At 68.0% G+C, this 11,554-nt stretch carries 12 protein-coding genes and 1 pseudogene; 11 read left to right on the forward strand and 2 right to left on the reverse strand.

The window, feature by feature from the left end; all coding sequences use genetic code 11:
- Positions 1–12: 12 nt before the first annotated feature.
- Complete coding sequence (locus tag ACFW6P_RS18975) at positions 13–735, reverse strand: hypothetical protein (RefSeq protein WP_386349400.1); 723 nt, start codon at positions 733–735, stop codon at positions 13–15.
- 486 nt (positions 736–1,221) lie between these two features.
- Between ACFW6P_RS18975 and ACFW6P_RS18980 the strand changes: the two genes are divergently transcribed.
- The 10 genes from ACFW6P_RS18980 to ACFW6P_RS19025 all read left to right on the forward strand — a co-directional run bounded on the left by ACFW6P_RS18980 (position 1,222) and on the right by ACFW6P_RS19025 (position 11,049).
- Positions 1,222–1,944, forward strand: a complete 723-nt coding sequence (locus ACFW6P_RS18980; RefSeq protein WP_386349398.1) for a hypothetical protein — start codon at positions 1,222–1,224, stop codon at positions 1,942–1,944.
- A 184-nt stretch (positions 1,945–2,128) separates the two neighbouring features.
- Entirely contained in the window at positions 2,129–4,279 is a 2,151-nt protein-coding gene (locus tag ACFW6P_RS18985; protein WP_386424188.1) for a hypothetical protein, read from the forward strand.
- Complete coding sequence (locus tag ACFW6P_RS18990; protein WP_386424190.1) at positions 4,269–5,504, forward strand: hypothetical protein; 1,236 nt, start codon at positions 4,269–4,271, stop codon at positions 5,502–5,504. The genes ACFW6P_RS18985 and ACFW6P_RS18990 overlap by 11 nt, the downstream gene beginning before the upstream one ends.
- Positions 5,505–5,620: 116 nt before the next feature.
- Entirely contained in the window at positions 5,621–6,292 is a 672-nt protein-coding gene (locus ACFW6P_RS18995; RefSeq protein WP_386424202.1) for a hypothetical protein, read from the forward strand.
- Between the two features lie 35 nt (positions 6,293–6,327).
- Positions 6,328–7,374 (forward strand): hypothetical protein, encoded by a 1,047-nt coding sequence (locus ACFW6P_RS19000; RefSeq protein ID WP_386349887.1) that lies wholly within the window; start codon positions 6,328–6,330, stop codon positions 7,372–7,374.
- A gap of 399 nt (positions 7,375–7,773) precedes the next feature.
- Positions 7,774–8,079, forward strand: a complete 306-nt coding sequence (locus tag ACFW6P_RS19005; protein ID WP_386349388.1) for a hypothetical protein — start codon at positions 7,774–7,776, stop codon at positions 8,077–8,079.
- Positions 8,076–9,428: a hypothetical protein gene (locus ACFW6P_RS19010; RefSeq protein ID WP_386349385.1), complete on the forward strand. Its 1,353-nt coding sequence runs from the start codon at positions 8,076–8,078 to the stop codon at positions 9,426–9,428. Before ACFW6P_RS19005 ends, ACFW6P_RS19010 begins: the two co-directional genes overlap by 4 nt.
- Positions 9,429–9,456: 28 nt before the next feature.
- Positions 9,457–9,846, forward strand: coding sequence for a hypothetical protein (locus tag ACFW6P_RS19015; RefSeq protein WP_386349382.1), 390 nt, complete (start codon positions 9,457–9,459; stop codon positions 9,844–9,846).
- Complete coding sequence (locus ACFW6P_RS19020) at positions 9,839–10,468, forward strand: hypothetical protein (RefSeq protein WP_386349379.1); 630 nt, start codon at positions 9,839–9,841, stop codon at positions 10,466–10,468. The genes ACFW6P_RS19015 and ACFW6P_RS19020 overlap by 8 nt, the downstream gene beginning before the upstream one ends.
- Positions 10,468–11,049, forward strand: coding sequence for a hypothetical protein (locus tag ACFW6P_RS19025; protein ID WP_386349377.1), 582 nt, complete (start codon positions 10,468–10,470; stop codon positions 11,047–11,049). The genes ACFW6P_RS19020 and ACFW6P_RS19025 overlap by 1 nt, the downstream gene beginning before the upstream one ends.
- 22 nt (positions 11,050–11,071) lie before the next feature.
- On the opposite strand, the gene ACFW6P_RS19030 is transcribed toward ACFW6P_RS19025, so the two are convergent.
- On the reverse strand, positions 11,072–11,359 hold the full coding sequence (locus ACFW6P_RS19030; RefSeq protein WP_386349374.1) for a hypothetical protein: 288 nt from the start codon (positions 11,357–11,359) through the stop codon (positions 11,072–11,074).
- A gap of 61 nt (positions 11,360–11,420) precedes the next feature.
- On the opposite strand from ACFW6P_RS19030, the pseudogene ACFW6P_RS19035 reads away from it, so the two are divergent.
- Positions 11,421–11,554: pseudogene (locus ACFW6P_RS19035) on the forward strand (IS5/IS1182 family transposase); the annotation flags it as partial.

The raw sequence follows: 11,554 nt of genomic DNA on the forward strand, positions 1-11,554 counted from the left end.
GGGTTCCGCCTTCTAGTTGCCGGGGACGTGCACGATGGCGACCTCGCCCGCCGCCGCCGCGGAGGCGAGCGCGGCCGCGTCGGCCTGGTCGACGAGGAGGGTGAGCGCGAGGTTGCCCGTGCTCACGGTGGCGTCGCTGCCGTCGTCGACGGAGTGCACACGCGCCTTGTCGACGAGGGCGCCGCCGGAGGCGGAGGTGCCACCCGAACCGGCGTTTTCGTCACTGCTGTTGTTGCCGGCGCTGCTGCCGCCGACGCGGTAGGCGGAGACGATGTCGCCGGCCTTGATGTCCGAGGGGTACTGGCCCTGCTTGAGGGCGAGACCGACGGAGGCCTTGCCGGCGGGGAGACTGGCCCCCTCGGCGAACATCTGGCCCATCACGACCGTGTCCGGGTAGATCGTGGTCTTCGCCTTGAGGGTCTTGAGCGTGCGCAGCTGCTCCCACCTGACGTAGTTGATGCTGTCGTCGGCGGCGACCATCACGGAGGTCACGTTGTCGCCGACGGAATCCCCGGCCTGGATCTCCTTCGTCACCTTGACGACCTCGATCCGGTCACCGGCCTGCAGCACGAGCATCGTCGCGCCCAGCGCACCGACCAGGATGAGCAGCACGGCGAGCGCGGCCAGAGCCGGCTTGCGCTCGCGGGGCGGAGCGGGAAGGCGGTCGCCGACCGACGGCTGAGCAGGAACGGCGGAACGTCCTGCGCCCGCCCCCGTACGCTCCTGGATCTTCACGCAACCGCTCCCCGTACACCCAGAGAATTGTCTACCCGATAGGACACTCAGCACTTCTCGGCCCGCTGACCGGCGCCCGAGCTGGCCGGATAGCCAGCGCCGAAGTGAGTGTCAAGCCATGGCACCGTATCAGCCGCACATAAGCCCCTCAAGGCGCTTCCGAACTCGCGGATCTCACCGGTCGCGCCGTTACCCCTCTGCAACTGGAGTCAGCCGCAGACCCGTTGAGTAAGGAACAAAAACGACGAGTCCGACTGTGCGGGAGCGAATACGTCACAGCCACGACAGCGCGTTCACCCCGAGGCGACCGTCACCTCCCGGACATCATGCCTGCACGTTTCGCTCACGAAACCGGGGCCGCGTCACGGGCGGTCTCCCGCCTCGCGGGGGTGACGGGCGCGGGTTCCGTGGGGTGCGCGGGAGTTCAGTAGAGTGCGGCGGCGCCCCAGACCAGGCCGCCGTCCCCCCACCTTCGAGGAGTCCCCCATGCAGCGAGCCCCGCTCGCCCTCTGCGCCGCCACCCTGCTCTCCCTCACCGCGCTCACCGCGTGCGGCGGCGGCACCGGCTCCGCGCCGGCGGCCGACAAGCCCGGGGCCACCGCCTCCCCGGTGCAGCGGGTGACGCCGGCCGAGCGGCTGGCCAAGCTCATGGTCACCAAGGCGGACGTGCCCGGCATGGAGGTGAAACCCCCCGGCAAGCAGGACGACGAGTACCTCTTCGCCAAGTCCCCCGACGACGTCACCACCGACAGGACGGCGTGCACCCCTCTGGCTCTCGCGATGAACCAACTGGCCTTCGACGGCTCCCGGGCCGACCTGACCCACCACATCCCGGAGAACCAGAGGTTCACCTACATCACCCTCATGGTCTTCGGCTCCCCGGGCAAGGCCGAGTCGGCGTTCGCCGGACTGTCCGAGGGCGTCGAGGCGTGCGGCGACGGCTTCACGGCGAAGGCGCGGAGCACGGTCGCCTACGACTCCGTCACCGCCGAGAGGCCGGTCACGCCGGGCGGGGACCAGTCGCTCGCGTTCCGCGCCACGACGCCGTTCCGCGGCATCACCCACACCATGCACGCCCAGGCCGTCCGCAGCGGCGATGTCGTCGCCGTCTACTTCGCCGCCGACGGCATGGCCATGGTCCAGGACCGGCCGGGCGACGCGAAGCTCCCGGCGGCGGTGGTGAAGGCGCAGAACGCGAAGCTCGGCTGAGGCCGCGGCTCCTCAACTCCGGCCGCCGTCTCGCCCGGTAGCACTCGCGAATCCTTCGGCCGGACTCTTAGTAGAGTGCGGCGCGGACAGCGAACGGACCACGGGGGGTTCACCGGTGACAGCAGCCACGCCGAACAGCGCTCGCGCAGCGCGCATACGGCACTCGGGACACCAGTCGCACGGTGTGGTCCGTCTGCTTTTCGCCCTCTGCGCGCTCACGGCCGTCTTCGCGACCGCCACACCCGCCACCGCGGAGACGGCCGGCCCGGCCCCCACCCAGGCCGCCCACCTCGCCGACCGCCTCCGCGAGAACCCGGTCCACGTCACCGACCAGCTTCCCCGCGCGGTCCCGCGCTCCACGGCCCCCGACTTCGCGAGGCTCGCGCGGAAGACCGGCGTCCCGACGTACGTCCTGGTCCTGCCCTCGCCGAGCGTCCAGGACGGCAAGGCACTACTCGGCGCGGTGCACGACCGGCTGGGGCGGGACGGCCTGTACGTGCTGCTCGACGACAGGTCGGTGACCGATGCCGTGGCCTACGGCGTCCACGCCCCGGCCGACGACGCCTGGACCGTCCAGCTCTACGAACTCCCCTACGACGCGGGCGTCCTGGCGAGCTTCGAGCGCTTCGTGGAGGCCGTCGCCGAGGGCCCGGAGAAGGCGGCGGCCCGTGCTCGGGCGGCGCGGGAGCGGTACGAAGACGACGAGCCGGCGCCGATGTACGTCAGCGAGACCGACCGCCGCAACCAGTCCTTCCTCACGGGCATGCTGCTCACCGGCGTACCGCTGCTGATCCTGCTCACGGCGGCGTACGCGGGTCGCCGGCGCCGCCGGTACGCAGGCCGCTCGACGGGGCTCACCGAACCCGGCAGGCACTCCGGCCACCCGTCAGGGCTCACGGAACCCGGCAAGAACTCCGGCCACCCGTCAGGGCTCACCGAACCCGGCAAGAACTCCGGCCACCCGTCAGGGCTCACCGAGCCCGGCAGGAACTCCGGCCGCTCGGCACGCCGGATGCGGCTGGCCGTCGTCTCCGCGGCTGCCGCTGCCGCTGCCGCCGTCGCCGTCGCCCTCACCGCCACCGCCGTCTTCGACCAGACCGCGTCGAGCCCGGCGAAACCGCCCACCCCCGCCGAGATGTCGGCCCGCGTCGAACGCGTCGCGGCCGGTCTGCGGCAGGATCCGGTCTACGCCGACCCCGAAAGCCCCCGGGTCCTCGACACCCGCCAACAGGACCGTCTGCACGACCGGATCCGCGCCTTCGGGCGCTCCGAGGGCGGCGGCCCGGTGTACGTGTCGCTCGTGCCGCAGCCGTCCGAGAGCGAGGCGGCCGGCGACGCGGAACTCTTCGCCGCCGCGGTGCACGCCAAGCTGCGCGCGGACGGGGTGTACGTCGTGGCCGATCCCGGCGACGGCACGATCGACGTCTTCAACCACGGCCTGCGGCTGGACGCCAACCATCTCTTCCTGGATCTGCCGGAGTCCGTCTCGCTCGGCGACCGCAGGGCGGACGAGGCCGACGACCATCTCTTCGGCGAACGCCTCGACGCGCTGATGACCTTCCTCGACAAGACCCCGCGCACGGACCGGCCCAACGACGGCTTCGCCCCCGCACCGGCGCCGAGCCCCGCCGAGGAGACCGCCCTCCCCCCGCTGTTCGCCACCGACTTCTGGCCCGGCCTGGGCGTGGGCGCCTTCGCGGCCCTCCTGCTCTCCGCCGTCCTGGCCGGCGTGACTTCGCTGCTGCTGCGGTGGCGCAAACCCACACCGCGACCGGCCCACACCCTGTCCCTCACCTCACCGACGGAACCGTCGCCGTCGTACCTGCGGCGTACGGCCCAGGCCGAGATCAGCGCTCTCACAAGGGAGTTCGGTGCATCGGGCGACACCGGCGAGGGCACCCGCGCCTGGGACTGCCTCGACGCGGCGACGCTGCTCCTCGACGGCGACCTCGACCGCGCCCGCCGGTCGGGAACGGACCCCGCGACCCTGCTCGCCGTCATCGTGCTGGCCCGGGCCGGCCGTGCCGCGCTCGCCGGCGACGACAACACGTTGTGCTGCGGCGTCAATCCCCTGCACGGGCCCGGCGTGCGGCTCTCCCACGTCCGGGTCTCGGACGCGCCCCACGACCGGCGCCTGCTCCCCGTCTGCGCGTGGTGCCGCGACGCGGCCATCGCCGACCCCCTGGGCACCCCGGACAGGCTGCTGAAGCTGCCCGCCCCGTCCGGCGGTGGCCGCGTCCCCTACTACGACGCCACCGACGGCCCACTGACGGCCGTACCCAGGGGAATCCCCCGGCTCATCGACAAGGTGAGGGAGACCGCAGGTGTCCACTGACGTCAGGCGCACACCGACCGTCCTCGCGGTGCTGCTGCTGGCAGTACTCACCGGCACACCCACCCACGCGGCGGACGGCGACGCCGGCCCGAGCCCCGGGCAGCGCATCGCCGACGCACTGCGCACCTCGCCCATCTACGTCGACGAGGCGTACGCCGACGCCGTACCGCCGTCCCGCCGACGGCAGTTGGCCGACCGGATCGCCCGCACGGGCCTGCCCATCAAGGTCGTCCTGACGCCCCTCACCAAGGGCGACGCCTTCGACGGCGACTCCGACGTCCTCGCGGGGACGGTCCGCGACCGCCTCCCCGAACAGCGCGAACTCATCCTCATCACCACGGACGACGACTTCTCCGACTCCCTGCAGGGCTACGAGTGGCCCGCCGACACGCACCAGACCCGCGACGCGGTGGCCGCGGCCGGCTTCCTGGACGAGATGCGGGACGCGGGCCTGGCGGACCTGACGGCGAAGGCCGTGGACCTGGTGGCTGAGGGGAAGGGGGAGCAGCGCTACGAGGAGGCGACGCGGGCCCTGGACGGCCCGGCGGAACAGCCGTCCACGAAGCCGGCGTCCGGCTCGGGCACGACCCCGAGGGTGCTGCTCTGGCCGGCCGTCGCGGCGGCCCTGGCCCTCCTCGCTTTCGCGACGCGCTCTCTGCTCCGATCCCGCAGGCCGGCCGCGAACGTCCCCCACGTGGTGTTCGCGACGGCCCGGGCGGCCGACGAGGCGGCGGTGCGGCGCAGGGCGGAGGCGGAGGTCCTGGCCCTGGGCGAGGCGACCCAGTCCGCCGAGATCACCACGACACCCGCTCTCCAGGACGCCCTGGACGCCTACGCCGCAGCCGGCAAGGTCCTGGACGAGGCCCGGGGCCTGCCGGACCTGGCGGGCGTCCTGGCCCTGGTCCGGGAGGGCCGCAACGCCCTCACCGACACCCCGGCCCACGCCGCCCTGCCCCTCTGCTTCTTCAATCCCCTGCACGGCCAAGCCGTCCGCCGCACCGGCTGGCGCCCACTGGGCCGCCGCGAGCGGCTGGACGTCGCGGTGTGCCAGGACTGCGACCAGGCCCTGCGGAACGGCCGCGCCCCGGAGGCCCTCACGGACACGGACGAGGACGGCCGGACCGTCCCCTACTTCGAGGTACCGGCCGGGCGGAGCGCCTGGGCAGCGACGGGATACGGCTCACTGATGCCGCCGTCGGCGGGACTGCGAGGGGGCGTGTACTGACCGCCACCTACCCGGTATGACCCACGTTTTCACACCAATTCGCTCTGGTGAAACCGGAAACCACACCGGTAGCGTCAGTGCCCATACTGAACATTTGCCTGTCACGGGGAGCCATCGTGAAGCGCCGCCCATTGCCCGTTGCCATCGCACTGACGGCAACGGCAGCACTGTTGTTGACGTCCTGCGGCAGCGAGGACGACACGTCCGGCGACAAGGACCAGATCGCCGGAGCCGGCCAGGGATCCGAGTCACCGAAGAAGCCGGCGAACCCGTCCTCCGCACCGGCGGAGGACAAGCCGGACGGCGTGGACGTGTCCCTGCCGAAGGACATGAACCTGGTCTTCGACTGGGACAGGCCGGAGGACGAGAACGAGGCGGCTGCGATGGATGATGCGGCGAACTTCCTCCGCGCGATCTACCGGGGCGTTGACAAGCGCACCACCAAGGACGCGGCCGTGACCGCCTATTCCACGGGCGAGGGACTTCGCTACGCGAAGGTGCAGATCGACAGCAGGGTCGACGGCGGCTGGACGGCCACCGGGACCCGGCGCCACTACCAGGCCACCACCCGGTCCGCCCCGAACGGCAAGTCAGTGGAAGTCGCGTTCTGCGTCGACTCGAGCAAGTTCTACGGCAAAGAGATCAAGACCGAGAAGATCCTGAAGAGCAAGCCCAGTATCGCCGACTTCGACTACTTCAGGATCGTGATGGTCAAGTTCCCGACCGGTGAGGGCCTCTGGCAGGCGTCCAAGGTCTTCGTGGAGGGAAAGGCGGAGAAGTGCCGGTGAACAGAAGACGGCGCAACACCCTTCTCACGAGCGCGATGGCCCTGACGCTGCCCCTCGGCGCTCTCATCCTCTCCGAACCGGCTCACGCGGTGGAACCGACGGGCAACGGCCAGGGCGCCAGCACGGAACAGCAGGGTGGCGGCGACGGAACCGGCATCTACGCCGCCGCCCGCATCCAGTACTCCGGATCCGTCGCGAAGAACGGCGGCACCGGGAACGTGACGTCCACGGACGTCAACTGGACACCCCCGCCCTGCTGGTACGCCCCCTATCTCGGCGCCAAGGACTTCAAGAAGAAGATGTCCAAGGACATCGACAGCATGAAGAACGCCCCCGGCATGACGGGCACCGCGGGCTCGGCCATCGGCGAGATGCAGCGGCACTACGAAGACGGCTACGGCTGGACCGACACTCCCGGGTACGAGGACTACAACGTCAAGAACGACGGAAAGGGCATGTTCTGGGCCGGCGTCGAGAACCCGAACGAGCCCGACTACCTCAAGCGGACCTCGTGCACCGACCTCCCCTTCTGGGTCGAGAACGGCGAGGCCCCGCCGCCCCAGCACGAAGAGGCCATCAAGCCGGAGATGCTCGCCGCGCTCGCGTACCAGCACATGCAACTGCCCGACACCAAGGTCACCCTGGCGCCCGAGGCGGAGACCAAGGTGAACCTGCCGACCTGGGCCTGGCTCGACAAGGCCGTCTTCGACGAGGTCCAGGCCACGGCCGCCCTCAACGTCCCCGGCTTCAACATCCAGGCCACCACCACCGCCAGACCGGTGTCCCTCAAGCTGGAGCCCGGCACCGAGGACGCCGTGACGTACCCGGCCTCCGGTGAATGCGTCATCAACGCCGACCACTCCATCGGCGAGCCCTACGCCAAGGGCAAGGCGGACGACACACCGCCCTGCGGCATCAGGTACCTCCGCTCCTCAGGCGACGGCGCGTACAAGCTCAAGGCCACCATCACCTGGGACATCGCCTGGACCGGCACCGGCGGCGCGGGCGGCGACCTCCCCAACGGGACCTTCGGCAACGAGCAGGCCGTCACCGTCCAGGAGATCCAGGCCGTGAACCGCTGACGTCGCGCAGTGCACCCGGGCTGCAGCGCAAACCCTTACAGCTCGGGCCGCTGCTATTCCTACCAATGACTCACCTTTCCACAACAACAACACCGAACGTCTGCACACCCCCACAGGATCCGCTCCACCGCCTCAAGAAAGATGAGCCAGCATTGCCCGCATTCGCATGAATTTGCGCCGAGCTTCGCCCTGGCGAAACCAGCAGGCCTAACGATAACGTACGTACGCTTAACCACATCTCTGTCTCACGGGGGAGCCAATTTGAAGCGCCATCCTCTTATGTCCAGCGCCGCTCCGGCACTGATCGCCAAGCCTCCACCCCGACACCGCAAATCCCACAGAACCCCGCAGGTCACCGCCACCTGGCGTCCGCGCGTGAAGTGAGAGGCTGAACAACTCATGGCAGGCGACTCCGACCTCGTCGTCAATGTCGAGCTACTCGTCAAGTCGGAATCACGGCTCAAGAGCATCCATAAAGAGCTCAAGAGCCTCAACAACCGAAAAGAAGACATGAGTCCCTATTGGGGCAGCAGCGAAATAGCGAATGCTATGGGAAAATTCGTTGACAACTGGGATGATCACCGCAGCAAGCTGCTCGAAAACCTTGAAGGCGTCAGCGGGCTGGTGAAGTCGACGATCGATGGCTTCACGGGTGCGGACAAGCAGCTGGCCGACGAGCTGCGGAAGGCAAGGAAGAAGAAGTGACGACGCCTTCCAAGGCCCGCCCGCGCGACTGGCACCCTCTAGCCGATTCCGACCCCGTGCCCGGCGACCCGGAGGAAATCCGACGCGAGGTCCGGCACATGAAGTCCGTCGCAAGTTCGCTCCGCGAGCAGACGAAGATGCTGCGCGGAATCGGCAACGACAACGAGCTCAAGGGAAAGTACGCCGCAAAACTCAAGGACGAGGCTGACGATCTCGAGAAGCGCCTGGGACAGGTCGCGGACCGGTATGAGCGAGTTCACGGCCATCTGACGAACTGGGCGAACGACCTGGAGGACTTCCAGACCGAGGCCGACAAGGTTCTGACCAACGCGAAGCGGGAACAGGAAAACCTCGAAGCAGAGAAGGCCAAGCAGGAAACCGGGGACGACAAGAAGCCAAGCCCTTCACCCAGCGGCACAAAGAGCGACCCGCTCCAGGATTACCGGGACCAGCTCGAACGCATCAAGGGTGACCGCGACGAACGAGCCCGCCACCACGCCGACAAGATCCGAGACCAGCTGGACGATGCGCTCGAAGACAGCCTGTGGGACGACTTCAAGGGCTGGATCCACGACAACATCGACACGATCAAGATCGTGCTGGACGCCCTGGGGTGGGTAGCCACGATCGTAGGCGTGGTCGCGCTCTTCATCCCAGGGCTGAACGTCCTGGCACTCGTGCTCGGCGGCATCATTCTGGGGGCCAGAGCGCTCTTGGCCGCGGCGGGCGAGGCGAGCTGGATGGAGGTGGCTATGGACTCGATCGGGCTACTCACCATGGGCGCCGGACGACTCGGCCTCACCATGCTGAAGGGCGCCAGCGCAGCAACCAAGACTGCCGCCGTCGCCTCCCGCACCTCCCGCGTCAAGACCGGGCTCGCCGCCCACAAGTCGATGATGAACTCGCTTCAGCGGGCCATCGCCAACACCGCGGACGAAGGAGCGAAGAAGTTCTACAAGGACCTTCTCACCTATACGCGGAAAAGGATCGCTGGTGAAGCCGGACGGGTGACCAAGGAGCTTCCGCAGCCGAGTGCGGCATCGAAGTGGGCACATCTGGGTGACGACGAACTCGCTGCACATGCATCGCAGTTCGCCAAGAACAAGGCTGCCTTCCCCGACGCAGCGGTCGGGAACACCGCCAAGGCTCGGGCCGGCTACGGCATTGCCATGGCCGCCATCTACGCTGGAGCCGGCGCCGACGCCACCGACAAGGTTTTCGGCCAGAGCGACGCATGGAGTGCGGCATCCAAAGGGACTGGCGGCGTCCTTCCCGACAAGTGGTCCAGCGAAGGCTACAACGACTGGAAAGAAAACACATGGAAAGCGCCGATCGGTTCCACGTGGTGAGTGGCGGCACAAGGAGTTTGGGACTCACATGACATCACAGGGGAACGTGTCCGGCTCTCTCGTCGACCGACTGGGCGGCGGGGTCGTGGCACTGGCACGGCTGTGCAGCATCGTGCCCTTTGTCTACCTTCTCGTCTACGTCGGCGGTGCTTTCTTCATCCCCAAGTCACTGGGCCCTGCATGGGTGTGGCTGCAACGGGGCGTCGTTTCGGCTGCCATTGCCTGTCTCCTGATCCTTTTCCTCCAGAACCCGCGCCCCCAGCACCGCCCCGCAGGCTTGACCCATGCGATGGCCATCTCCTTCATGCTGGTCCTGCCCTCGATCGTCACCAGTTACTGGGTGGGTGTGCTCGGGGCGCTCGTGACACCGCTTCTGGTGCTGTGCTCCGCGATCTGGGAAAAGGTGCGACGTGTCTGAGACCACCTCCAGCCTGGCCGCAACGCCCGTCGGCTACAACCTTGTCCCCCCGCCCGGCTGGGACATGATCCCGCTGCGCGAGGGGACGAGCGAGGCGATCAAGCGCATCGTCGACCGTTCGGTTGACGAACTCCCGGACGACATCCCGCGTGACGACCTGGCCAAGGCGCGCATGGAGCTGATCAAGCGGTTGAAGAGGGTCGCCCGACAGGCCCGTGAATCGCGTGCCATGGACCTCCACCTGCCGGTCGAGCGCGTGGATGGAATGGCACTCCCGGCCTCCTTCATCGTCTCTGAACCTCTCACCGCGCCGGTGGTCGGACTGGACTCGGGCCTAATCCTCAGCTCGCTGCGTCCCGACGCCTCGCAGAGCGAGGAGGTCACCATCGACGGCGCAATCGGATTCCGCGTGGACGGCACGGCTCAGCCAGACAACGACAGGGATGTCGAATTCGCCTCCCGACGTGTCGAGTACATCGTCCAAATTCCGAACTCAACACCGCTCAAGTGGCTGACCATCTCCTTCAGCACCATCGCGGACGGCCGACCGGACAGCGAGATGGCGGACCTTCTGGTCGACCTGTTCGACGCCGTGATGACTACGTTTCGTTGGAGCCACTGATGAGGTTTGTGGAAACGGACTCGGAGACCCTCCAGTGGTTTCCGACCTCTATGCACTGGAACAGCGAAGGCGAGCGGGACGAATGGGCGGAACTCTGCGCTCTCGCGGTACTGCACGCGCACGAGGAGAACCCGAAGCGTCGCAGAATCAAGGGCCTCCGGAGGCTTCTGTCCGCCTTCGTCGCGGACTTCTCCAAGTTGACGCCGGCTGACCAGGCGTTCCTGTTCATCCCGGACCCCGACGAGCTGCCTGTACCAGCCTTTCTTCTCCTAGCCGAGTCCGAGGGCCATCGAGATACCACTCTGCGGCAGATCGTTCAGGCGGACTCCGAACGCTCGGTACGTGAGGTGGAGGTCGATCCATTCACCACTGAGCGGTTGGGCGAAGGCCTCCGCTCCACTCGCTATTGGTCGACCACCGACGAGCGGCTCTTCGTTACCGTACGATACGGCTGGCGGGTCGAAAAGATGGGAATCGACCTGTGCTTCTACATGGTGTGGAACGATCCAGGCCGGATGGCTGCTTATGCAGAGGCTGTGGATGAGTTCACCCAAAGTCTCTGGGTGAGCGAGGTCGAGTAACGCAGGCCCAACAAGAGGTCAATTACCCTGTCTTGCCATCATATGCGGTCTCTCGCACCCCGGCGTTGGCCGCCGTTGCTCCGCCTTTGGCACCGTGGTCGGCCGAGCCTGCTGCCGCCTTGCCGGAACTTTGCTGAAGCAGCTTGATGACCTTGGCCGCCTTGGGGCCATCTCGCGCCATCTTCAGCTCGCCGATGTCCATGACGACGTCGACCCATGAGCCGTTTCCGGTTGTCGCCAGGGTGATAAGGATCAGCGTCACCGCGATGGTCAGGCCAAGCGCGATCCGTCTCACGACAGGGATGAACATGGCGATGACCCCAAAGGCTGTGGCTAAGACGTCGTCTCATTTGGGTTTGTAATCCTGCGGCATGACGATTGTGGAGCGGCTGGTCCCGGACGGGTTGTGGGAGTTGTTCCAGCGGGTGGTGCCGCCCGCGCCGACGCGTCCGCAGGGCGGTGGGCGGCGCCGGTACGGCGACCGTGAGGTGCTGGCGGCGATCAT

The sequence above is a fragment of the Streptomyces sp. NPDC058741 genome, assembly GCF_042746715.1.
In the GTDB taxonomy this organism is placed as follows: Bacteria; Actinomycetota; Actinomycetes; order Streptomycetales; family Streptomycetaceae; genus Streptomyces.